Raw genomic sequence first — 24,547 nt, 5'->3', positions numbered from 1 at the left:
ATCATTTCACGCAGTTAAATTGGATGCATAAGTTTCAACATTCCATGTATAATACAGCATCGAATAATATATAGATCACAACGCGAACAGCCTTGGTGTAATCCGGAGGCAGGCTGCTCCAAGAACTTCTGGGGACGCTCCAGCGGCTGGTTTGACATGGCCCTCGTTGGCGTACTGGGCTATATTCCGGAAGACCATGCCGACCGTCCTGACCTGCTGCGCATGCTGAAGGAAACACTGGAGGCCCTGCTGGAAGTACGTGATGAGGAAAGCGGAGATTATCTGCAAGGGCATTATCGACGGGACGGTACATTCGCCTATTATACCAGCGAGCCGATTGTGACGAACGATCCCAAAGGTATCGGAGCCTTCATTTAGGCGATGGCTGAAGCGGAACGGCTCTAAAGTGGACGGAATGTACATCTTCTACAACAGAAAAGGACGAAGGCCAATGGCCCTCGTCCTTTTCTTGTTTTAGCTACAGAGATGATAGGTAAGTTGCCTTGTTATATCTCCCTTGCACTCATTTTGCGAAGCCAACAGTCAGTAGCCGAACCTCATCAATCTGTTCTTGAATAGCTTGAATTGTTTCACTTTTTGTTCTATTTGATGTGGTCATACTCTCTCTCATTAATGAATTCCCCATCGTAAATAAAAAAAAGTGTGGCTACAAAATTGAATACAAGCAAACTGGAGCAACTAAACCTATATTCACTTCATAATCTTAAATTCATATCCCTGCTTTTTTAAATATTCTATGATTATCGGCAAGGCTTTTGCTGTTTCTTCCTTACCATAGGTATCATGCATTAATATCACGGCTTTTTCTCGACCCTTAACAGTCTTCATGAATTGGTTTATGAGTCCGTTCGCTTTCTTGGATGCTCCCTCTGCATCTTTAGTTAATACATTCCAATCCACTTGGTGGTAATCCTTTTTTAGTAAAGCTGCATCTAATGCGGCCATACCCTTGGGATCTCTTTTCTTCCACGTCATATGACCTCCGGGGAATCGGATCGCTCTTGTCGAGAAATTCGGTCCCAGAATACTTTTTAAGGTTTGGTTGTTCTTCTCAATATCCTTCATAACGTTGTCCGTACTTACAGCCTTGTGAGGATATAAATACTTATAGTTGTGTGAATACGTATGGTTCCCTATAGCGTGACCTTCTGCAACAATTCTTTTGATGATGTTCTTCGTATGTTCATTCTCACCTGCTTCCTTTCCTACGACAAAAAAGGTTGCCTTAACCTTCTGTTTTTTAAGAATATCCAATATTTGAGGTGTCACAGTCACGGATGGCCCATCATCAAAAGATAAATAAGCTACTTTTTTACCGTCAGCTCCATCAGGCATCTGTCCCAGCATTTGTTGATTTAAATATTTTTCAACAAAGGCCACATCTTCCACTCCGGCATCATTTTTATGTGAAGCTGCTTTGCCATTCGATTCGGCAGTCGGTTTACCTATTGGTTTGTCATTGGATACGGCATCTGTTTCTTTAGCATGCTCCAGTGTTTGGGCTGGTGGTTTGCCATCTGAAACCTTTAGAACAATGAGTGTAATACAACCGATCACGAATAATAAAATAGCAATGAATATTAATCTTCTTTTGTTCCTCTTCATGCGATGCTCTCTTGTCCTGCTATGTGTGTAACTCTTTTCCATTAGCTTATGTACCCCCACTACAATATTATTTCCCGAAATTAGACATATTCATATTAGGTAACCTTACCATAAATAAGTAGAATAAAAATGAAAAATTGTAGCCAAATAACAAAGAGTTGTTACCCTTCAGGCTTCAAAACAACAAGTAAACCCCCTGAAAATTGTCTTAGCTAATATAGAAAGGAGCCGTGATATTTGCGCATCACAGCTACCTGACAACGATTACTATCTAAGATTGCTTTGTCAAAGCCTGAGCTAACAAAGATGCATAGGCTTTGGCGCCTTTGGGCTTCAAATGAACTCCGTCATGTTCAAAATACGAGTTTTTACCAGAGCTGGCTCCGTACCAGTCGATCATCGTAATCCGTGCATCTTGGGCTGCCGCTTCGGCAAGATGACTGTTCACGATACTCTCCCACGGACGCGGCACACGGGTATTCACGAGGATAATACGCTTCGCATCCTTCAAACTGACGAGTAAATCGGTTAATTGATCCTTGGTAAAAGCGCCGTTTGTGCCCAGCTCAATAATGACTGTCTTCCCCAGCTGTCCGTTCTGTCTCAACTGTTCCAGCACGGCAGGCGCTTCCGCCATCTGTCGACCGATCCGTCCGTCTACAACCGCGCTTGGAAAAGATTGCTGAATATACGACTGCACATCCAGCATGACAGAATCCCCAATCGCGGTTACACCTGTGCCATCATCTGCTTTGGGCGTAGCTTGTTGGGTTGAAATATCCGATTGCACATTAGCCTCATCCGTAGTGCCAGCCTTATTCTCCGTATTCTTTGGCGTTTGGGTTTGAGCCTGAACCTTCGTTTCGTCCTGCACGTTGTTGCCCCCGGAACCTTGCAGCTTGGCTTTCGGCTCCTTCGAAGCCACGGATACGGTTCCGTGAAGCGGCGGCACTGCCTTCGTCCTCCCGCTTGGATTCTCTTCATTCGCCGCTGCTGTCTGCGTGGTTGCGTCAGTAGACGCCACGTACAGGTGAATGGTGCCTATAAGAACTCCTATACAAAGCACAGGTGCTGCGGTTGCAGGCATCCACCTCCACCGTGCCTGTCTGCCAACTGCTGTACGGATTCCTGCAATCCAGCGCCGGAATCCTCCGTAGCGGATCGGCTGCTCGATATATTTAAAGGAGAGGGAAGCCAGCAGTATCGTTGCTAATAGTTGTAAAATGATGCGCATCACATGCACACCATCGGTGTCCACCTGCGGTGTCGTCAGGGTGATAACCGGAACATGCCACAGGTATAGCCCGTAGGAACGGGCACCAATCCAGCGCAACGGCTTGAGTCCAAGCAGCTTTCCGAGATGGCTCACCGGATGCGCTAACACCGCGACTACAATAGCAGTGACCAAAGCTATGCCCAGTAAGCCACCCCGATACAAAGACGGGTCATATTCATTCGAGGCCCACGCCCAGTAACACAGCAACAGCAAGCTTACTGCGCCGATGCCGTCCAAAAGCAAACGCGCCTTGGCAGACGCTTGCCCTTTAAGCTTGCCGCTAGGCCATACCAAAGCCAGCACCGCACCGATCAGCAGGGCGAAACCACGCGTATCCGTGCCATAATACACCCGGCTCGGATCGGTTCCCGGCACGTAAATCACTGCCATCAGCAGCGCAGAGATCAACGCCAGAGAAATTACCCAGCCTGCGAACACAATGCGCTTGGGCATGTATTTCAGTCCAAGCGCCAGCAGTAACGGCCACAGAATATAGAATTGTTCCTCCACCGCCAGCGACCACAAATGTCCGAGCAGCGAAGGCGGACCAAAGCTTTCAAAATACGATACCTGATGAAAAATAAACCACCAGTTGCTCATATATACCAATGCAGCAGGCACATCTCCGCGCAAGGCCGTGAGCCGTGACGGATCGAAAAGCAACGAGCACAGGACAATGACGGCTACAACCGTCAGCATGGCAGGCAGCAGCCTTCTGGCCCGACGCAACCAGAAATCTTTTATTTTGAAACTATGATATGTATCCCACTGACTTACCAGAATATCCGTGATTAAATACCCCGATAACGTAAAAAAAACGCCTACACCCAACAAACCTCCCGGCAACCAATCCGGATTCAAGTGATACACAATGACCGCGATGACCGCCAGCGCTCTTAATCCGTCCAGTCCCGGCATATACCGACGTTGTGATGGCAACGGATTAGACTTCATTTCAGCCGCCATCCTTCATGCAAAATAACGCTCCCTGTCTGTTTCAATGCTCTTCTGCCCTTTCCCTCTCCTGCACATCGTTTTTGTGCGATGCCCTGTAGCCTTTTCGTTCATTATATAAAACTTCGTAATCGTAAGGATTTCATTGAAGTTAAAATTAATGACAATGTTTTTATTATATCACTCCTTTCCACACTTAGGTAACTACTGATAGATATACAAAAAAAGACATCTCTCCCCTTAGGGAAAAATGCCTTTTTATTGGTTTTAGCTTAAAATTTGATGATGCCTGAGGTGTATAGGAATACCAGCACCATCAGGATCGGCGAAACATACCGAAGGCTGAACAACCAGATGCGGAACCATATAGACTTGAGATTCGCTTCCTCTGCTGCATTTTTCCAAAAATATCCTACAAAGATGACCACCATCAAGCCACCGAGCGGCAACAAGATGTTGGACGCAGTGAAATCTACAAAGTCAAAGAATGACTTGCCTCCAACTTTCAGTTCCGGCACCAGTCCCATAGACAATGCTGATGGAACACCCATCAACAGGCACAGGATGGAAATGACGATAACCGCGCGGACACGGCTCCAGCGGAAACGTTCGATCACATAGGCGACAGGCACCTCCAACATAGATACCATAGAGCCGATGGCTGCACTCGCCAGCAGTACAAAGAACAAACTTCCGAAAAACGAACCGAAAGGCATAGCGGAAAACGCCGCTGGCAATGCGATAAAGACCAAAGACGGCCCTTGAGCCGGGTTAATACCGAAGGAGAACGTAGTTGGGAAAATAATCATACCCGCGATAAAGGCATAGATCAAATCGCCCCCTCCAATAGCCAATGCAGCCGTACCCAGCGATTGGCGGCGATCCACATACGCACCGTACGTCACCATAATCCCCATACCCAGCGAGAGTGAGAAGAAAGCATGTCCCAAAGCAACCAATGCGGACTCTAGCGTGAGCTTAGAAAAATCAGGATTCAAGAAGAAGGATACGCCCGCGCCAGCACCTGGCAGCAACAGGGCATTCACCATTAAGACGAGCAAGAGAATGACTTTGGCAGGGATCAGAATTTTATTGAATCGTTCAATCCCGTTGGATACACCCAAAATAACGACTGCTGCGGAAATAACAAAGACAATAAACAGCCAGGCTAGTGGTGCGTAGCCCGAAGAGAATGTAGCGAATTGTCCGGCAAAATCGTTATTAGAGAACAACTTTCCGGTGAATGCCTGTACAGCATAATGGAGCGTCCAGCCCCCTACAATACTGTAGAACGATAAAATGATGAACGGGATAATAACATACATGATGCTTAACTTACCCCAAATCGGATGACCGCCTACTTTTACCATAGCAGAAGCAGCACTGCCTCGGCCCGCTCGACCAAGCGCCAGCTCAGCTAGCAATACAGGTAAACCCACAAGCAACAGACAGAAGATAAACAACATGAAAAATGCCGCTCCACCATACTGTCCAGTAATATATGGAAATTTCCAAATGTTACCTAGTCCTGCCGAACTCCCGATCGCTGCCATTATGAATCCGGCCGATGAGAAGCGTTCATTTTTATCATTCAGGCTATTCTGCCCCTTGCTCAAATTCATTATATCCCCTCATTCTTTCTACTTCCGCCTAAACATAAGCATGCGGCGTACATAAATAATTTTTACTCATTATAGCGTAAGTAGGTTATAAGGTCATGCAAAATTTTTCACTATTATCGAATTTATTTTCATATTGTCGGATATCTACACAATCCAACAAAAAACTACATTTGCACTACGACATCCTTTTTCTTATGAGGGTCTCGCCCAGACACAGTATTATAATGCCCCAACCAGCCCGTTCCAATTCCTTCAACCGATAGCGGTTGCCAAGTCCTCCAGGCCCGCATCGTCGAACAAAACCATGCACGAATGACTAATATCTTTTTAATCTTATATAAATGGTAATTATTACAATATTTATATCACATGATTTACGCAAATGTTCAATAATCCCCTATAAATGAATCCCCTTTCCTAGATAGCTAACCCTCCAAAGCTTTTAACAATCTTACATTTCCATTTCCTTTAGGCCAAAGGATAGGTTTTATGGGTCATTGGTTGGTTTTTGAAATTAATATGTGCATTAACTCTTACCTTACCACTCCAAAATTAATTACATTTTATGACATGTTAATGTATTTTTCTTTTAAAAAAGCCATTATATAGAATGATTATACTAGTTAGATGAGAGGAGGAATTGTTTTGCATAAACGGCATCTGTTTTATTTACTTGAACGAAACCAGGCGTCATGCTAAGGCAAGAAAAACAATGTAGGTGATGTGGCTTTGAAAGCATGAGGATGTTTGGTTATACCAGTTGGGTCGGCTTCTTGGTCTGAAACATACGGTTGTACTGATTAATCAGTTCATCCAAAAACATAGACTGTTCAAGCACACAGGCATGTCCGAAACCATACTCTTCGTACAGATCATGCAATCGTTGCCGGGCATCTTCCAACTGTTGATTTAACGTTTCATCTGTATTCATAGCGCATTCCCTCCTAATGTGTCTCATTTTAGGATGGAATGTGGAAATATGCTTCAATATTTTAGTAATCAAAATCAGAAAAATATAACAAAAAAAGACCAGCGGCTAGGCTGGTCAATGGTAATGAATTAGTTCTGAATCAAAATCCACCAATGTGGTCTTGCGGTTTGAATGTGCCAAGGGTAGGATCTTTAGCCTGAACTGGTAGTACGAGTACGAGTACCAGTACAAAGCTAATTGCTGTCAAGAACAAAACCATCTTTCTGATCATTTTCTTTCCACATTTTTCGAAGTTTTTTCCCTGCTTTAAAGACAGCATTCACACTAAAACGATCAAATAATCGTGCACAATTTGAGATAATCAGTTGATTATTAATTGTAAGAGCTTTTTCCCAAGCGACTAAAAGGCACTCGAAACCATATGAATATCTTCCTTTATTAAGGCTATACTTGGCCATCTTGTACCAAAACCGAGCATACTGCTGTGGCAAAAATTGTTGCTTAATATCAGCAGGGGATGGCTCCTGATACGCTGCAATTTGGGGTTCAAAGCGCTTGAGGATATGATCAACATTAATATTGTACTGATTAGCTGCTTCAATGACGTTTAAGAGTTCGTTGAAAATATATTCTTCGCCTGCCATATATTCTACATAATCTGGTAGGACACTAATATCTCCTGACATAAGCTTGTTCACGTAAGTATTAATTTTCGCCCATCGCTGAAATTGCCCCAGACAATGCAGTGTGTCCGGGTCAGTTTCCTTGACCCAGCTTAGATCAGTATAACCTTGAAGATGTACTAATGCCTGCTCATGATCCCCTTTTGCATCACAGGCATGAGCACACAGCAACTCGGAATAGGCTATGTATACAAAAGGCGGCCTACTTAGCTTCTTTTGTGGTTCTTTTTCCTTGCGCTCAGAGTTATGAACCATGTCATAGTATATTCTCCCTAGCTGTCCCATCTGCTTTGCATACTTATATACCTTGTCCCACTGGCTCAATGCTCTGTACACATTCGCTAAATCTTTCAGCGCATCCAGTTGGTCGGCTTCATGCAAACGATGGACAAACGATTCAAATTTAGCGGCGGCGTCCATATTGTGATTCTGATCCTTTCCGATCGCAAGGGTGAACAAGCGATATTGGCAGATCGCAAGCCGTTCCGAATGCTGCTGTTTTTCGCCCTCAGCGACATTCTCGTATAGGTAAGCCGCTGCTTCCCGATAATCTTGTTTATAACAATCCTCTGCTAATGCAAAGAGATAAGGAAGATAGCCCAGATTATCCAGCAGCACACTTACTACTTTTTGCAAACAGTCTACGCGCTGAAACTGCACACAGCGGTACAAGAATGGGCTAATTCTTTTCCAGTTCAGCGGTGCATCTATCACACTTTCTTCAATATATCTTTCATAAAAATGGTCTGCTGGTAAATTCATTCCTAACGTAATGCGATCCAATTGGTGCACCGAAATGGTACGATTACCCGTTATGATACCGCTCACCGTACCCGGATTCATGCCAGCAATGTGTCCAAACCCGGTCATGCTCAAGCCTGCTTGTTTTAGGTATCTTTCTAATTCTGCTCTAATCTTGGGTGTAATTTCCATAAATATACCACCCTTTCAGCGTGAACTTTAATATGATACACATTTTTTTCAAAAAATATATTTTGGAAACTTATACTGTGATAGAAGTTTTGACTACTCCTGATAATACCACCTTTTGGAAGAACAATAAATACTTCTATTTTATTGATTTTTATCTTGGTAATAGGAGGTCTTTGGCAATGCCTCATGTAAAAATGACAAAAAAATTAGACACTACAGGGCGCTTAGTCATTCCCAAGGAAATCCTATATACATGCAATATTTTTCACGGTCATTCTATTGAATTTTTTGCAGATGGAAAGACGGGTACGCTATTACTACAAAGATACTACGGGCAGTCTTGTCATTTTTGTCTCTCTACCGAAGAATTAAGTGACTTCAAAGGCTTTCTCATATGTAAAAATTGCAGCTATTTGCTCAAGATCGTATCTATGCGTGTACAAGTCTTTCCACCCAAAGAGATCATGGCCCAGCTTCTTTTAGATCTATATGAAAGCCATCCCCATGCTACACAACAGCAATATGCCGGCATGTTGGGTATCTCAGAAGCTCGCATAAGCCAACTCATACAACAAGTGTTCGATCAAGCAAGTGTCCAACTGGAGGAATGAGCTTTGCCAAGTCAGATGAAGAAGGAGGATATCATATGAAGAATACAGGTATGACTCGATCTTTAGATCAGTTAGGCCGAATCGTTATTCCTAAAGAAATGTGGAAGTCTATGGGTATCGCTGTTGGCGATCCTTTAGAATTTTATATGGATATTGAAACCGGTTTTTTGAGTATGCAAAAGTATATCGGAGTCGCCTGTAAGCTATGTAATGCTGTCGAAGATCTGACCTATTTTAGAAATTCACTTTTATGTAAAAACTGTATACAAAATCTAAAAGGAAATATAGGCGTTAGTCGCACTCTTGCTCCAATGGTTAAGAAACCTGCGTACAAAGGAAAGAGAGTCAACCAATCATCACAAAAATTAATCCAACGCCTAAGAGAACTTGTGCATGAGCATCCCCGTGCCAAGCAGGGCGAATATGCACAATGGCTTGGCGTGTCACAAGGCCGTATATCGCAGCTTAAAAAGCTGTTGTAGCTCGATGAACCTGTCAAAAATCCGTATACTAACAAAAAAGCAAACGACATTCCGCCCGTGAAGAGCATCCAACTCGGAGGCGTTTACGCCAAGGAACATACATGAGTGTAGGATATGAACATGTATTCCTAAGTAAACCGGACACCCGCCCGTTATAGCGGAGCGGAGCAAAGTGGATTGGAGAGTTATGACATCTTGTCATGCTGGATATCAAGTGGATCAGACGTACCGTATCGCAGGAGAGGAGCAATACGCCTACACGCTCAACAATACAGCCGTTGCTTCCCACGAATATTGATCCCGCTGTTGGAGAATCACCAACAGGAGACGGCTCGATCCGTATTCCAGAGGCTTTACGCCAGTATATGCCGCATCATGCAGCGTTTCTGCAACCTCCCGATCAGGACGGAACAGTCTGAGGATTAACAGCATTTATGTAACACGAGCAGCCAAATAGATATAATCCCCAAACGTGATGATCAACAAAAGACGAAGGAATCTATCCTTCGTCTTTTTAAGCGTCTTACTTCGCTTCTGCTTCCCACGCACTGGCAGGGCCAAAAAATTCATAGTGGATATCCGAAGCAGGGATATTCCACTCCTTCAGCAGACCATACACTGATTGCATGAACGCTTCAGGACCGCAAAAGTAATACTGCGCGTTACGATCCGGTATCACGGATTGCAACCAGGACAGGTCCAGGCGGCCTTCCTTGTGAAAGGCCTGCGTCAGCCGATCCTGCTCCGTTGGTCTGCTGTAGCACCACCAAGCTGTGGCTTGTGCATGGGGCAACACCAGCTTATCCACCTCATCACGCAAAGCGTGATGATCACCGTTAACCGCTGCGTGAATAAAGGTTATGGGGCGATCCAATGCCGACCTCACCAAGGAAGCCAGCATACTGACCATCGGTGTCAGCCCAACCCCGGCACTGATCAGCACGACAGGTCTGTGGTCTGTCCGATCCAGCGTGAAATCGCCAGCAGGTGCAGATACCTGTAGTACATCGCCTTCCTGCACCTGCTCATGCAGATACACAGATACTTTCCCCGCCGGGCGGGACGTCACAGCAGCCTCGCGCTTCACCGATATCCGGTAGTAAGGCTGGCCCGGCGCATCGGAAAGGCTGTATTGACGGATGTGGGTGTTAGGTTCACCCGGAATATGCGCCTGTAAGCTAATGTATTGTCCCGGCTCGAATACAGGTAGCTCCTGTCCATCCTGCGGCACCAGATAAAAAGACGTAATTTCGTCGCTTTCCTTGATCTTTTTCTGCACAACAAAGCCCTTAAAACCCGACCAGCCTCCACGCTGCTGCTCCGCTTCCTTATACATGTCAGCTTCCACGTCTATAAATACACGAGCGATCACACCATAGGCATCAGCCCACGCGTCGATGATCTCATCTGTAGCCGCTTCACCCAGCACATCCTTGATCGCGGCAAGCAGATATTTTCCGACGATGGGATAATGCTCAGGCTTAATTCCCAAACTGCGATGCTTGTGTGCAATCTGACGCACCACCGGAAGGATTTCCTCCAGACGGTCAATGTGCTGTGCAGCCGCATATACAACATTGGCAAGCGCTCCCTGCTGACGTCCCTGCTTCTGGTTCGCGTGGTTGAATATATTGAGAAGCTCAGGATGAGCCTCGAACATCATTTGGTAAAAAAGCTTGGTGATTGTAGTTCCATGCACCTCTAATACAGGCACAGTCGATTTGATCGTTACAATGGTTTGCTCACTCAGCATCTTTGCATCCCTCTTCTCTCCAAAATAAGGTGGACAAAAGGAGCCCTCACACAAGCTACCGATTGTGTATCACCTAAGTACAGCCCAAGTATATCGACGAGAAAGCATCGCCTGTGTGATTGCAGTCACTTTAAATTTAAAAAAATTTCCATTAAAGTAACTTCTACCTTAAAACCAGTTTCTAGAGCGGTATTATTCCCTTTAAGTAGACACTTAAAAAAAACCTCCATGTTATCGTGGGGGTTCAAGTGACATTTGGAGAGGATATCCTCATGGCAAAAAAAAGGACAAACTCTCCAAGGTGAGAAGTCTGTCCAAATTCAGATATATCTTATCCACGATTTCTTTGGTTTAACAACATAAAATTCAATTCCGCTAGGAATATTTCGTTCTTTTTTCATATCCCACTATTTTTGCACTAGAACCAACAATAGTGAATTAGAATAATGACATAATACTTGCTAGGACAGTAAGTAAACCTATAACAATGACAAATACATTGCTTATTTTCCCTCTGTATTTAGCTAGTACTGGTACTTTACGGATCGCATACATTGGTAATAGACATAAGATAGCAGCAACTAACGGACCGCTAAGGGAATCAATGATTCCAAGAATACTTGGATTTGCATAAGCAACATACCAGCATGATAATACGACAAAAGCAAGGATCATTGTCTTCACTGTTTTTTCTTCTACATTTTTTCCGCGTGTTTTACTGAGCTTGATAATCATGTCACGCATTACTTCATATGCTCCTATATAATGGCCAAGGAAGGACTTTGTTATGGCCATAAAAGCAATGAGTGGAGCTCCAATAGTGATTAGAGGCGAATTAAGCTCATTAGCAAGATAGGATAGGATTGACAAATTCTCTTTTTTTGCCATTATAAGATCATTTGGAGTCAAACTCAAGACACTGCTCCAAACAAAGAACATAACAACGACGAATGTCATGATATAACAAACTTTTTGTATTTGAGAACATTTGGCATCAGAAGCTAATGTTCCATAGGTAGCTCTCTGTTTCGTAACAAATGACGAAATAATAGGAGAATGATTAAACGAGAATACTATGATTGGTAATATCATCAATATCGTTCCAAAATATCCTGATCCTGTTGAAGCAGTAGCAACACTTGAAAAACTAAGCATTGACGTATTCCACTGTGGAATCAAAGATATTGCGATAAAAAGTAGAGAAACTATGAAAGGATATACTAGCATGCTCATTATCTTTACAGTAATATCTTGACCAAAATTTAGTATAGCTATAAGACCGAGTACTAATACAAGCGATAAAATGGCCCTTGGAGGCTCCGCCATGTGTAATTGATTCACGATAAAACTATTTGCAGTATTTGTAAGCGCAACCGAATACATCAGCACAATAGTATAAATTGAGCAGAAATATACTATGTTAAAAATTATACTTGCCTTATTTCCGAAATACTCTCTTATTGTACCTGTAATCCCATCATTCCCAGAATTGGAAGCGTTTATCATTTTAGCAAGCGCCCTATGTGAAAAATACATAACAGGAAAAGCAAGTATGGTAATTAACAGTAATGACAATAAACCACCTGCACCTGCATTAATAGGTAAAAAGAGTACTCCTGCTCCAATAGCTGTTCCAAAAAGGCTCAATGCCCAGGTAGTGTCCTGTTTATGCCACTTTTTAGGTTCTGGATGTTCCCCATTTTTTACTGCAGTATTCTCAGCTTGAAATTCTACTTTTTTTGCAGTATTCCCATTCATATAATAATTCCTCCTTGTATCCTGTTCTTACGTCTCTTCTTAAGGCTTAGGAATATTGATCATTCTTGAAAAATGAATTGCTTACAAGGTTCGCCACATCGTTGTATAGTAGTATATTTTAGTGATAATAGCCTCATTATACAGACATCCTTAGGAAAACAATAGAGAATATAATTGTTAAATATTTCCTAATGCTTTCAATAACTATTTATTGTTTTACTTGGATATCTCCAAAAATTTTACTCTTAATAGTAATTCCTGTAGGTGTGGCCGCAATTCCGCCTAAACCTGTCTCTCTTAATTCGCGAGGCATCTGTCTTCCAACTCTATACATCGCTTCAATAACTTCGTCAGCATTGATGATATTGTTCACGCCGGCTAATGCGATGTCCGCTGCTACTAAAGCATTTGCCGTTCCAATGGCGTTTCTCTTTACACAGGGGATTTCTACCAAACCAGCGACCGGATCACAAACTAAACCGAGTAAATTTTGTAATGCGGTTGAGAAAGCTTCAGAAGATTGCTGTGGCGTTCCTCCGGCAGCTTCTACCGCTGCTGCAGCCGCCATTGCTGAGGCACTGCCTACTTCAGCTTGACATCCTCCGTACGCTCCGGAAATACAAGCATTATTTGCGACTATCATTCCAAATAAAGCTGAAGTGAATAGAAAATGGACCATATCCTCATGGCTTAACTGCAACGTATCTTTAATACTAAATAGAACTCCCGGGATCGTCCCACTCGCACCTGCTGTTGGAGTTGCACAAATAACCCCTAATGAAGCGTTTACTTCATTAACACCGATAGCACTTTGAACCCCTAACACCATCAAATCTCCAGAAAGAGTTTTTCCATTTTCTCGATATTTTTTTATTTTAACAGCGTCACCTCCGCTTAAACCGGTCGGAGAAAATACCCCGTCGCCCTCGATACTTTTATTTATGGAGTTTTCCATGGTTGTTAAATTTATTTCCATTTTACTCCAAATTTCTTCATAGGAATTTTTAGTTTGTTCCATTTCCTGTTCGATTGCTAATTCATAAATTTGTTTTTTCCTTTTATTGGCTGCATCTACAATTTCTTTTATGGTCATATACATATTTTTTCCACTCCTAATGTAACTAAAGGATAATAATATTAGCTATGCTTTCTAAACTTCCCAGTTCCTTCTGAACATTACCAGGCAATAGCGAATCCAAAGCGAATGCATATAAATATTTTCCGTTTTCTTCTAAAGTATAATAGTTGTTAATTTCCACATCATATTGTTTAAAGATCCTGCGTAAAACAAGTTCAAAGTCAGCTCTTTCAGAAATCGCAATAATAACTGGCAATGGCCCCTGCAGATCTAAGCTAAATCCGTCAATTTCAACATGTTTGACTTCAATTAATCCGCCGCCGACCGAAATACCCATCGTTCTAATACTTCGACTTTCATTCTCTAAATATACATCTGCCGTATTTGGATGACAAGCTGGACTATCACCTGATTTTTCAATAAAGGTAATGTCAATTCCTTTAGATTCTGCTATTTTAATAGCATCTGGCACTTTGCTGTCATCGGCAGCAAATCCTAATATCCCAGCAATAATTGCAAAATCAGTTCCGTGCCCTTTATGGGTTTCAGCAAATGACTCATAATACTTTACAACGACTCTTTTTGGAATCCCTTGAAATAATTTGCTGGCAACTGTCCCGATAGCTAAAGCACCTGCAGTATGTGAACTTGAAGGACCTATCATTACCGGCCCAATCACGTCAAAACAACTTTTGTATTTAACAACCTTTTTTTCTTTAATAGATGTTACATTCATGTTCATATAAGCAACCCCATAATTTATTATTTCTCAACTTTCCGTAAAGAAGTCATCGGAAATGCTGGTTGAATTACTTAAAGAAGCGATCCAAACCGGAGCCAAAGGCTTCTTTCGTTTTATTCAATAGTTGGTTTATTTTTTCCAGTAATCCGAAGCAGCAACGCCTCGCCGTTCCTTGAATAGTTTTCATGAGCAATTTCCTCACTAAACTATCAATCCATGTATGCGCTTTCTTGTTGTCGATTAGAAAGTTAATCTTCCCCTTGATTGTTATTATAATTTCTTAAATGCAAGTAAACCGTGTGCTTTGAAATCTTAAGCGCATTGGAAACGATAGCCACCGAATCGCGCATTTGAAAGACGCCTCGTTCTAAGAGCAGTCTGATAATTTCTTTATTCCGATTATGATGCGGGATCTCTTGGGAAGCCCCGACCTCGTGAATCGTCGTTTCTATGGTGTTCTTCAGCAGATCCTCCACTGAATTAGCGAAATTCTCTTTCACATTGTTTTCAGGAGATAAGAGCTGATTCGGCGAAAAGGTGTTAAGAAAGTTTGACAGGGAACCGTCAAGATTCATGTTGATGCACAACAAGGCGATAATTTTATTATCCTTACCTAGAATAGCGATGGTGCTGGACTTCATTAGCTGGCCGTTCTTGCCACGGGTAAAGTAGCTTTTGGATTGTTTAGCGCCTGAATTCTCAAGCTCCTTAAGCATACGCAAGGCCAGGTCGGTAATAGGAGCGCCTACCTTTCTTCCGGAGTGGTGACCGTTGGCGATTACGACTGCGGACTGATTATAATCATGCAAGCTGTGCAGAACGACTTCGCATTCCGGTCCTAAGTAGTCCGCAATGCCATAGACCAGAGCTTCATAAGACTTTATAATCAAGTGATCCTCGTCTGTAAAAGATAAGTATGACATCGTAAAAGGATTACCTCCCTCCTTGGGTAATAACCTGAAAGTTGATCTAATCAAATTTAGTTAATTCAATCAACTTGTCGTAATTATATAGAAAAAAGTTGATTCCTGCAAGAGGCTTCACAACACTGTCAATATCTTTTTATCTTTCCTGCAAAAAGCCTTGGGAACCCCTAAACTTATAAATCCTTTAATGCCAAAAAAAACAAGACATACAGCCCATGCCGTATGCCCTGTTATATTAACGGTGTACTTCAATTTGATAACTCGTCCTCCGTTTTACGGACTTGACTGGAAAATACACTTCGATATGTGTGTTAAAGCGTATTTGTCGGTCAATTCCGGCTTTTGATCATGGTTGCCCCTCAATCCTCGCTCCGCCCGTTCAGCCATTTGAACCAGTGCAGCAGATGGCTGAATCGGTACTCATGCTGAGAAGCATACGTCCATATCTCTGGCTCCTCACCGGTCTCTTTCCAGACCAGCATGGAAAAGTGGCCTTCCTCCTCGTTGGAAACCGACAGGAGCGAAAGGCGATCATCCCCAAATCGATATGGGGCCGATTCCACCCAATAGTTCCGCATGTCGCTGATCCAGCCGCGAAACCGCTCTGTGCCTGCGATCCGCAACACATCATCCGGCAAGAGCATATGCTCCCCCAGGTCCTGCCAGTACCCGGCATAACGGTAGCGTGCTTCCAGCATTGGACTGAGCGGCCGGGCTTTGCCGGGAGCCAGCGTGGGCATATACGTGACGGGAACGACCGGACCCATGCTCTGGATAGCATAAGAACGGGCCTCCTCCTCACTCAAGCCGAGGTACATAGCCTCCGCGAGAAAATTGTTCCGTCTTACATCAAACTGATGCTGATACTGTGACATCTCATTTTGTAGCTCCAACACCATACCCTGTACTGCATCTGTTCCGATCATTCCCAAGCACCTCTCATTCCAAGATATAGTCTTGCAGCTTGCGCTGTGCCCGATATTCAGCCCAATTGAACGCAGGCCATGCCGTTTCTCCCCTCGTCATGCTCATCAGGCGACCTTGTAGAAGCTTATCCATTGCTCCGTGTTCCTTACGGCTAAATTCAATCAGCAGCGGAATAGCATCCGCTGATAGCCCACTTAAATATTCCTTATCGATCACCGATGTAGTACGATACCGTTCGAGATTATTTTCAGCAATCCGTACATCAATGCCCACATAATTCACGACGACATAGGCCACCAGAGCGAGTACAATATAATATTTCGCCAGCGGAAGCTGACGGACATGAATACGCACTGCTGCAATGAGCAGCAGCAAGCCCAGAAAAATCATAAACGCGTGTACCAGATAACGGGTGTACGTATATCCGTAGGCCTCTTCGTACATGACCAGCCGGGTATATCCCGAGTACAGCATCACACCCGAGCAACCAACGAGTATGTACAGCAGGCCTCTGTTCATTTTTTGCAATATACTTGAGCCGAATTCGGCCCACTTTAGCACACTGATCATCAGGACAAAGTTAATGCCTGTCACCATAACCAGCTCCCCGAAGCCCCTTCTCGCATATTCCGCATACGAGGTTCCTACGGGCAGAGCGCCTTCCCATGCACCAAACAGATATCCGAACTGCAACACGACGAACACAACATACACCAGATTCATAACGATCAACACCGTAGCTGTAATCACAGGATCAAATGTGATAGCGACTGGCTCATGGTAAGGTACTTGACCATTCGTACGCTCGCTTAACCCGTGCCACGACTGAACCTCTTGCTCTGGATCACGCAAAGCAGGTTGTACGAATCCCCACAAATAGCAGAAAAAACAAAAGGTAAAAAAGCAGGTCCAGATTAGCCGCAGCATTCCGCTACCCAAAGACAGCGTGCCGATCCATGAAGGTATACCCGATAACAGCTCTTTGAACATTCCATCCGCTGATGCCAGTAGAGATATAATGATGAACAGCAGCGGTAGGGCGATCAGCAAACCGATCATCACTTTCCCCAATACACGCTTGCGCTCATCCTTTACATTCCGAAAGGCTGCTGTCTTGAACATCCGAAACGGAGTCACAATATGCCGCAGATTTTGATAAAACAAATGGCTTAACGCCTGCCCGATGATACCCGGTTCCGACCAGCTATGCCTCTTCTCCCCGAGCACCACCACCATATGTACACTAATCAGAGCAGGTATAGCCAATGCATTTAACACATATAGAACCGGATTATCAAACAGCGCATATGTCAGTGACAGCAGTACAATTACAGCAAACAGCAATCTGCCCATCCACAAGTGAAGCCGGATACGATCCCGGTTATAGACATACATATAGGTGTAGAACAGAATGACAAAAATCGGAAGAGACACGCCCAGCGCATGCCCGTAAAATAAATATTGATGAACCAGTGCCAACACAATCGCCGCAGCAAAGGCGGACAGAAACGACGATTTCGGCAAAGATGTTCCACTCAACTCACCATGCATGGTAAATACCTCCACAAATATGCTTTATAACCCTTATTGTAGATGATAAAATAAGAAGATAAAGAGAAATTAATCCATGTAAAATTTCCTATTTTATATATACGACTGCGCTGTAATCATCTATAGGGGAAACGGAGCAACCATTTATGAAACTTCATGCCCAATTTTTAAGACTTCACTCGCACACTGCTGACGACAGGGACGAGAATCATACGATAGAGACTACGCTGGATGAGCTGGCGGCTATTTTTGACTGTACCCACCGCAACGCCTTGATGATCATCCAGAAAATGGAACATCATGACTGGATACAGTGGACTCCCCGCCGAGGCAGGGGCCGCCGCTCCAGCCTGCGTTTCCTGATTCAGCCGGAGGACATTGCGGTGCAGTCCATGATGCAGGCCATCAACCGTCACGACATCAAACGCGCGCTGGATGAAATCCGGGCCCATTCGCGTTCATCCACGATGCAGGAGCATTTGCAAGGCTGGCTGCTAAACTACTTCGGGCATCACGCGGAGGTTCGTAGCGATCAGCAACAGATTGACACACTGCGCCTACCTATTCGCCAGCAGCTATATACGCTGGACCCGCTGTACATGAACTGGCTCGCGGAGTCCTTCGTATCCAGCCATGTCTTTGACGGGTTGGCCCGCCGGGCAAACGAGAGCGGTGAGATTTTACCGGGGCTGGCGCACGCTTGGGAAGTAGATGCTACCCGTACGCAATGGACCTTTTTCTTGCGTAAGGAAGTGCTGTTCCATAACGGCAAAATACTGACCGCCGAGGATGTGGTCTATTCCTTTGAGCGGCTGATCCGTGCGCCGGGACGGAGGCTGTACCATTTTATCGTTCGGCAGATCAAGCACGTACAGGCGCTAAGTCCGACAATGGTACGTTTCGAGCTGAAAGAACCGAACGAGCTGTTTCTGTCCTTCCTGTGTACCAGTCGTGCCGCCATCGTACCCCGTGAGCTGAATCAGGCGGGTGAAGCGGCCTTTGGTATTCGCCCTGTTGGCACAGGGGCTTTCAAGGTCACGGAGATGAACGAGAGCTTATGCATACTGGAGGCATTCGCTCCTTATTTTCAAGGCCGCGCCCATCTCGACCGGGTGGAAATTGTTCAGCTCCCGTGGGCGGCCAAGCCGGAATCAACGGCAGATACCGCAGATACAGCCTCGCCTTTTCATATCATCCACAATCCCGTATTGGCCGGGAACACGGATACTGCATGGAGTCAGATTCACTCGGCGGCTTCGGTGTGTAAATTTATCACATGCAATACCCACAAGGATGGGCCGTTACGTAACCCGGAAGTGCGAGCCCGAATTGTCTCGTGTCTGGATCATCGTAGCCTCCCTCCGATGGTGGATGCATCTGACGATTCGTATAAATCCTCAACAACGTTGCAAATTGCCACCATTCCCGAGTATAGAGCCGATGCAGACCGGGTCGCGTCCCAGTTGGAATCGTGCGGGTATACCTGTAACATCGTGGCTGCATCCATGAATGAATTCAAAAGTTCCTCCATCCGTATGGAATCGGACTTGATCATCTTTTCTCTGTTTCGTGACCGTGATGAGCAATTGCGCCTGTTCGATCTGTATCTCAATGTGTCCGGGCATGTCCAGCCGCATAGCCGTGTTGATATAGAAAGACTGCTGCGAGATATTGCACGAGAAGCGGATCATACAGTCAGGGCACGCCAATTTGAACATATCGAAACTCGTCTCATCCATGAACACCAGCTGTATATTTTATATGAAAAACCCATTCAGACGGCCTATCTCCCTTCTGTGCGTGGCGTATCTTTTAACAGCCAGGGCTGGGTGGATCTGCGTCATGTCTGGTTTCCACCTGCTTTACCTTAATCATCCAACCCTTGAAAGGCAAAGCAGTCCATTCGAGTACACGGCACGATCCAAAAAAGGTATCCTCATTTTCACAAGAGAATACCTTTGGGGTACCGCAATCCAGACCGGATCTTCCATAGAAGAGGTAACGGGTGAAGAATTCAATAGGATAAGAACATTAAATGCGAGTAGAGAAAAAAACGATCTTTTTTATCATGGATGTACTCTACCTCTCCAAGTAAGCTTTTATATTCCTCTTTGTCCTCAGAAGAGGCAGTATGCCGATACTTTTCGAATAATCCTACACATTTGATGGTGACAGGATTACCATTCAGCACTACGGAATAGGAAAGGCTCTCCAGCAAGAATTTCATACCTTTGGTATAACGATCTTTGTTAAGATCATAACAAGCCATCTCTGCCAAAAATCGTGCATAGAGGTCTGCTGACATTTGTTCCGTGTAGGTGCCTACTTTGGCATGCTGATCTGCAAATGCCTCAATTTGTTTTTCAAAACGCTTCAGTACATGATCTACATTAAAATCATAACGGTTGGCCGCCATCATAATTTTAAGCAACCCTATCCAAATTTCGCCTTCGTTTTTTTCCAAATAATTCACATACTGAGGAATTACATCCAGGCGGCCGGACATCAACTGATATAAATACCCATTGGCCTCAGCCCAGTTGCTACAAAGAGCCTTCAAACGCCGAGCTTCTTCCGTATCCTCTTGCACCCAGCTCAAATCAGAGTATAAGGATACATATTCCAGCGCCTTCTGATAATCCCCACGCTCATCACACACCCCGGCACGCAGCACATAAGAATATACAATATACTTAAACAAAGGACTTTTTGGTTCCTTGCCACACTCTGATTTTCTGGTTTGTCCGTATTTTTGTTCATATTGCGCCTTAGCTCTGCGGCCCATTTTATCGGCTAACCATTCTACTTTGTCCCAACGCCGCAAGGAGACATAGGTATTAATCAAATCCTTTAATGCATCCAGTTGATCCGCTTCACCCAGTCGGTCTACAAAGCTTTCAAAATGTGTGGCGGCCCATAAATTTTCGTCCTGATCCTCACCTACAGCGATTGTAAATAACCGATACTGGCAGAGGGCCAGACGCTCGGAATGTTGATACTTCTCGCTTTCAGACACATTTTTATAGATGATAGCCGCTGCCGCAAACTTGCCTTCTCTGAACAATTTTTCTGCCGTCTCAAACAAAGCCGGAGCGTACATCAGATAGTCCATCATGAACTCCACGACTTGTTCCATACAATCCAGCTTGTTCAGCTCTGCGCAGCGGTGCAAAAGTGGACGAACCCGCCGCCAATTCGGTGCCGTATTCCGTATAAATTCTTCAATGTACAGCTCATAGAGACTTCCCTCTTCAAGCCCCATACCTGCCGCAATCCGATCCAATAGCAACATCGCAATCGGCCGATTGCCGTTGATAATGGCACTAATCGTTCCTACATTAATACCTGTGCTCACTCCAAACTTACTTATCGAAATTCCTTCTCGTCTGATATACTGCTCCAGCTCTGCGCGAATTGTAGTTGTTTCCTTCAAATCAGGCACCCCCAGGGATTACTTGCGTGATTACTATACAAAAAAAGATAATTCCCGTGAATATTCCCTTAATTATACATAAAATAGCCTGCCTCGCCAACTGCCTGAGTGAATTGTGCGCTATAGACACGACATGCTTATCACGTGCCGACAGTTCTTCTCTCCACCTTACATTTCATCTATGTATATATGAATAATAAGTTTCGTATTTACAAACGAATCCAACCCCAAACAGGGGCTGTTGTCGACAGATTTGGTAATTTCGTAATTTACGTATACTATATGGAGAGTGAATTGAAAAGCACTTATCTTACCATAGGTCAATATAACTATAATCCGGTGTATTTTGGAACGAAGGAAAGGATACGACAAATGGACAACACCCCTACAACAGAACAGCAAATTGCAGCATGGATGGTCGCGCAGATCCGTGAAGTGGGAACCTTGAAACAAGAGGACGCGATTGCATATGTACGCTCTGAGTACGGAGAGCAGTATGTGTTTATAAGTGAGCACGGTCATGTATCCCTCGAAAAGGAAATCAAAAAAGCGTTTCGCAAGCTTCATGGCGGTAAAATCGCCTGGGATCGTGACGGATTCCTCTGGGCCTGGACGTAACAGGCAAAAGCATCTGCCATAGGCAGGTGTTTTTTTGATGATTCATCCATATATCTTCTGGAGTTGACTGATTGTCCCTCCTCATTCGCGCTCTCCTTATGAAACAGGATGATGGCTATTCAGATTCAAAATAGACTGGGGCAGGCTCAGCGTTAGCCGAGCACCCCTGTCGCCTGTCCTGATTACCCGTTCCTGCTATGGATACAGCTTCTCTTACAAGGAGGCTGTATCCATAGGCAAAGAAACCTCGTCCGCATAGTTCGTGGCCATAATTTTTGCTACTTCCGCAGGGTCAGTGGTCTGACCCAACGCCCACATCATTTTAGTCACAAGTGCCTCCGTCGTCATGTCATAACCCGGAATAACACCCTTTTCCAGCACCTTCTGCCCCACCTCGTAAATCGTCAGATCGCCGCCCTCATAAGGACATTGGGTGGTCACGACGATACTCATGCCACCCTTCATTAATTCCTCAATTTTGCTGATCAGGCTTCTTTCCTTGAAGGGCACGCCACCCATGCCAAAGCCCTCAATCACGATCCCTTTATAACCCAAGCCCTGAATGGCATCGAAAATCGCCGGATTCGTACCCGGAATCAGTCTGAGCAGAAATACCTCCGAAGCATACCCGTCATTGTACGGATGGCGAACGGTACCGCGATTCGCAAATACGCCTTCTGTGTAGACCACCTTCCCGTCTTCCACGAGGCCGATATACGGATAGTTAATGCTCTCAAAAGCGTTATAACTGCGCGTTCTGATTTTGGAGCTGCGGCTGCCGTTGATGATTTTGCCGTTAAATACGACAAATACTCCCGCTACCTCGCCACATGCGGTCAGGAACGAGTCGATTACATTTTTCTTGGAATCACTGTGCTCAGCCAAAATGGACACCTGTGACCCCGTCACCACGACTGGCTTGCCTACGGTTCCCAACATGAAGCTCAACGCCGAAGCCGTATAAGCCATCGTATCCGTGCCATGGGCAATGACGATGCCGTCGTACTGATCGAGGGAACGACGTACCATTCGGGCGATGGAAGCCCAGTCCTCCGGTTGTGTGTTCGTGCTATCAATGCTCATCAGATTATGGGCATCAATTTCACAGATTTCCTTCAACTCCGGAATTTCCGCCAAAATATTTTCAGCCGATTGGGTTGGTGTCAGGCCATTTTCCTGATAGGAGGAAGAGATCGTCCCCCCAGTATTAATGAATAGAACCTTTTTCATGTGCCCATGCTCCTTCCCGATTACATCTTCACTTTATTGTTCTTAGAATTTATCATGAAAAAGTGTGAGAAGCTACTTTGCTAAGGAAAAGAATGAAGAAGTTGCGTTCATGAATCTGGAGTTTCTCAATAGCGGGGAAATAGATTATAGGGCAATATTTTGACTAATCTTTTTCAATAAAAAACAAAAGAGCCAAGTGCAAAATACACTTGTCCCTTTTATTCGGAGAAACGGTATTAGTTAAGTGAATCCAACAGCGTCTTTAATTGCGGGTTGAGCTTCAGCGCATTCAGGACGATTTGCAGAGCTTCTGCACGTGTGGAGTTGCTCTTGGCATCAAACTTTCCATCTGCTCTGCCGCTGATGATACCTGCTTGTGCTTCAGCTTTGATCTCGATTTCTGCATAAGAACCCTTCAGGTCATCGAAATTGCCTTTGGTGATGTCCTTCGATACGTTGTTAAGATTTAAGATGCGGGATAAAAGAACAACCATTTCCTCCCGAGTAATCGTGTTATCCGGCTTGAACGTACCTTCCTCATATCCACTGATTACCCCTGCCTCTACAAGTTTCTTGATTGCGTCTTTTGCCCAGTGGCTACCAACGTCCTTCAATGCAACACTCGTATTGTTGCCACCTTTGATATCGAACACGCTACTCAGAATCACTGCAAATTCAGCGCGTGTGATCTTACCATCCGGCTTGAACTTACCATCGTTGTACCCTTTAATCACATGCAGCTTTACAAAAGTATCAATAGTCTTTTCAGCCCAGTGTCCTTTAGTGTCCGAAAGAGTTGCTGTAACCGGAGTTTTTTTAGCTCCCTGAATCCGAGTCTCAATGTTCTTAATAACATTGAGGTCACCCTTCACTACATCTGACTTGAACACATCCTTTGCAGGATCAGGTGTCGGAGCCGGTGCAGGTACAGGAGTCGGTACAGGTGCAGGAGTCAGATTAGTGTCAGTTGTAGTAGAACTACCACCACGACTAGAAGAACGTTTGTCGATCGTAATGACTTTCGTTCCCACAACACCTGATCCGTCATGAGCAACTGCCTGAATTGTAATAGTACCCTCTTGAGTTGCAACGAGTACACCATCAGCATTGATCGTTGCTTCCCCTGTACCAGCAATTACCGACCAGCTAAAGGTCTTATCCGTTGCATTGTCAGGAGTTACATTTGCCCTAAATTGAAGAGAGTCTCCAACGGACATTGTTCCACTAGCGCCGGACACTGTGATGGCAGTAACCAACCGGGGAGCTCGTGTAACAGTTACCGTATAGCTTTTCGTCGTTCCATCCTGTGCAGTCACTACAAGGCTAATGGTATTCGACCCCAAACTTAGGTTAATCGGATTGTTAACTGGAGCCCCATTAAGCTGTAAAGCCGCTGTCGCGCGGCTATCCGTA

General features: G+C 44.5%; 21 protein-coding genes and 1 pseudogene. 7 read left to right on the top strand and 15 right to left on the bottom strand.

Annotated elements, in window-relative coordinates; all coding sequences use genetic code 11:
• Positions 1–18: 18 nt before the first annotated feature.
• Positions 19–378 (top strand): glycoside hydrolase family 88 protein, encoded by a 360-nt coding sequence (locus tag ACWGOO_RS15515; RefSeq protein WP_452484927.1) that lies wholly within the window; start codon positions 19–21, stop codon positions 376–378.
• A 333-nt stretch (positions 379–711) separates the two neighbouring features.
• On the opposite strand, the gene ACWGOO_RS15510 is transcribed toward ACWGOO_RS15515, so the two are convergent.
• The 5 genes from ACWGOO_RS15510 to ACWGOO_RS15490 all read right to left on the bottom strand — a co-directional run bounded on the left by ACWGOO_RS15510 (position 712) and on the right by ACWGOO_RS15490 (position 8,025).
• A complete protein-coding gene (locus ACWGOO_RS15510) occupies positions 712–1,668 on the bottom strand; it encodes a polysaccharide deacetylase family protein (RefSeq protein ID WP_452484815.1) in 957 nt (318 codons plus the stop codon).
• 229 nt (positions 1,669–1,897) lie between these two features.
• Positions 1,898–3,856: an acyltransferase family protein gene (locus ACWGOO_RS15505; RefSeq protein WP_452484813.1), complete on the bottom strand. Its 1,959-nt coding sequence runs from the start codon at positions 3,854–3,856 to the stop codon at positions 1,898–1,900.
• 272 nt (positions 3,857–4,128) lie between these two features.
• Positions 4,129–5,478 (bottom strand): sodium-dependent transporter, encoded by a 1,350-nt coding sequence (locus ACWGOO_RS15500; protein WP_452484811.1) that lies wholly within the window; start codon positions 5,476–5,478, stop codon positions 4,129–4,131.
• A 751-nt stretch (positions 5,479–6,229) separates the two neighbouring features.
• Positions 6,230–6,409, bottom strand: a complete 180-nt coding sequence (locus ACWGOO_RS15495; RefSeq protein WP_452484809.1) for a Spo0E family sporulation regulatory protein-aspartic acid phosphatase — start codon at positions 6,407–6,409, stop codon at positions 6,230–6,232.
• Between the two features lie 233 nt (positions 6,410–6,642).
• Positions 6,643–8,025, bottom strand: coding sequence for a helix-turn-helix domain-containing protein (locus ACWGOO_RS15490; protein ID WP_452484807.1), 1,383 nt, complete (start codon positions 8,023–8,025; stop codon positions 6,643–6,645).
• Positions 8,026–8,204: 179 nt separating this feature from the next.
• On the opposite strand from ACWGOO_RS15490, the gene ACWGOO_RS15485 reads away from it, so the two are divergent.
• From ACWGOO_RS15485 to ACWGOO_RS15475, 3 genes are all read left to right on the top strand, one after another.
• Positions 8,205–8,636 carry a hypothetical protein gene (locus ACWGOO_RS15485; protein ID WP_452484805.1) on the top strand — a complete coding sequence of 144 codons (432 nt, stop codon included), beginning with the start codon at positions 8,205–8,207 and terminating at the stop codon, positions 8,634–8,636.
• 35 nt (positions 8,637–8,671) lie between these two features.
• Complete coding sequence (locus ACWGOO_RS15480) at positions 8,672–9,118, top strand: AbrB/MazE/SpoVT family DNA-binding domain-containing protein (RefSeq protein WP_452484803.1); 447 nt, start codon at positions 8,672–8,674, stop codon at positions 9,116–9,118.
• Positions 9,119–9,318: 200 nt separating this feature from the next.
• Positions 9,319–9,537: a hypothetical protein gene (locus ACWGOO_RS15475; protein ID WP_452484801.1), complete on the top strand. Its 219-nt coding sequence runs from the start codon at positions 9,319–9,321 to the stop codon at positions 9,535–9,537.
• A gap of 104 nt (positions 9,538–9,641) precedes the next feature.
• On the opposite strand, the gene hmpA is transcribed toward ACWGOO_RS15475, so the two are convergent.
• The gene (hmpA, locus tag ACWGOO_RS15470) at positions 9,642–10,871 is read right to left on the bottom strand and encodes an NO-inducible flavohemoprotein (RefSeq protein WP_452484799.1); all 1,230 of its coding nucleotides are present in this window, start codon (positions 10,869–10,871) and stop codon (positions 9,642–9,644) included.
• Between the two features lie 279 nt (positions 10,872–11,150).
• Here hmpA and ACWGOO_RS15465 point away from each other — a divergent pair.
• A pseudogene (locus ACWGOO_RS15465) lies at positions 11,151–11,234 on the top strand (IS6 family transposase); the annotation flags it as partial.
• Between the two features lie 75 nt (positions 11,235–11,309).
• On the opposite strand, the gene ACWGOO_RS15460 reads toward ACWGOO_RS15465, so the two are convergent.
• From ACWGOO_RS15460 to ACWGOO_RS15435, 6 genes are all read right to left on the bottom strand, one after another.
• Entirely contained in the window at positions 11,310–12,629 is a 1,320-nt protein-coding gene (locus ACWGOO_RS15460) for an amino acid permease (RefSeq protein WP_452484797.1), read from the bottom strand.
• A 208-nt stretch (positions 12,630–12,837) separates the two neighbouring features.
• Positions 12,838–13,728 (bottom strand): L-serine ammonia-lyase, iron-sulfur-dependent, subunit alpha, encoded by an 891-nt coding sequence (gene sdaAA / locus ACWGOO_RS15455; RefSeq protein ID WP_452484795.1) that lies wholly within the window; start codon positions 13,726–13,728, stop codon positions 12,838–12,840.
• Between the two features lie 22 nt (positions 13,729–13,750).
• Positions 13,751–14,449: an L-serine ammonia-lyase, iron-sulfur-dependent subunit beta gene (gene sdaAB, locus ACWGOO_RS15450; RefSeq protein ID WP_452484793.1), complete on the bottom strand. Its 699-nt coding sequence runs from the start codon at positions 14,447–14,449 to the stop codon at positions 13,751–13,753.
• A 248-nt stretch (positions 14,450–14,697) separates the two neighbouring features.
• Positions 14,698–15,372, bottom strand: coding sequence for a helix-turn-helix transcriptional regulator (locus ACWGOO_RS15445; protein ID WP_452484791.1), 675 nt, complete (start codon positions 15,370–15,372; stop codon positions 14,698–14,700).
• 362 nt (positions 15,373–15,734) lie between these two features.
• Complete coding sequence (locus ACWGOO_RS15440) at positions 15,735–16,301, bottom strand: hypothetical protein (RefSeq protein ID WP_452484789.1); 567 nt, start codon at positions 16,299–16,301, stop codon at positions 15,735–15,737.
• Between the two features lie 13 nt (positions 16,302–16,314).
• Positions 16,315–17,853, bottom strand: a complete 1,539-nt coding sequence (locus tag ACWGOO_RS15435) for a DUF4153 domain-containing protein (protein ID WP_452484787.1) — start codon at positions 17,851–17,853, stop codon at positions 16,315–16,317.
• Positions 17,854–17,999: 146 nt separating this feature from the next.
• Between ACWGOO_RS15435 and ACWGOO_RS15430 the strand changes: the two genes are divergently transcribed.
• A complete protein-coding gene (locus ACWGOO_RS15430) occupies positions 18,000–19,724 on the top strand; it encodes an ABC transporter substrate-binding protein (protein ID WP_452484785.1) in 1,725 nt (574 codons plus the stop codon).
• Between the two features lie 143 nt (positions 19,725–19,867).
• Here the strand turns inward: ACWGOO_RS15430 and ACWGOO_RS15425 are convergent, their stop codons facing one another.
• Positions 19,868–21,286: a helix-turn-helix domain-containing protein gene (locus ACWGOO_RS15425; RefSeq protein ID WP_452484783.1), complete on the bottom strand. Its 1,419-nt coding sequence runs from the start codon at positions 21,284–21,286 to the stop codon at positions 19,868–19,870.
• 372 nt (positions 21,287–21,658) lie between these two features.
• Between ACWGOO_RS15425 and ACWGOO_RS15420 the strand changes: the two genes are divergently transcribed.
• Complete coding sequence (locus ACWGOO_RS15420) at positions 21,659–21,904, top strand: DUF6953 family protein (RefSeq protein WP_452484925.1); 246 nt, start codon at positions 21,659–21,661, stop codon at positions 21,902–21,904.
• A 213-nt stretch (positions 21,905–22,117) separates the two neighbouring features.
• Here the strand turns inward: ACWGOO_RS15420 and ACWGOO_RS15415 are convergent, their stop codons facing one another.
• Positions 22,118–23,134, bottom strand: a complete 1,017-nt coding sequence (locus tag ACWGOO_RS15415) for an asparaginase (RefSeq protein ID WP_452484781.1) — start codon at positions 23,132–23,134, stop codon at positions 22,118–22,120.
• A 236-nt stretch (positions 23,135–23,370) separates the two neighbouring features.
• The coding region (locus ACWGOO_RS15410; RefSeq protein ID WP_452484780.1) for an S-layer homology domain-containing protein at positions 23,371–24,547 on the bottom strand (1,177 nt) is incomplete at its 5' end.

The organism is Paenibacillus sp. NPDC055715, from assembly GCF_053617595.1.
The sequence above is the reverse complement of the archived record's forward strand: the minus strand, read 5'-3'. Positions and strand labels throughout refer to the sequence as shown.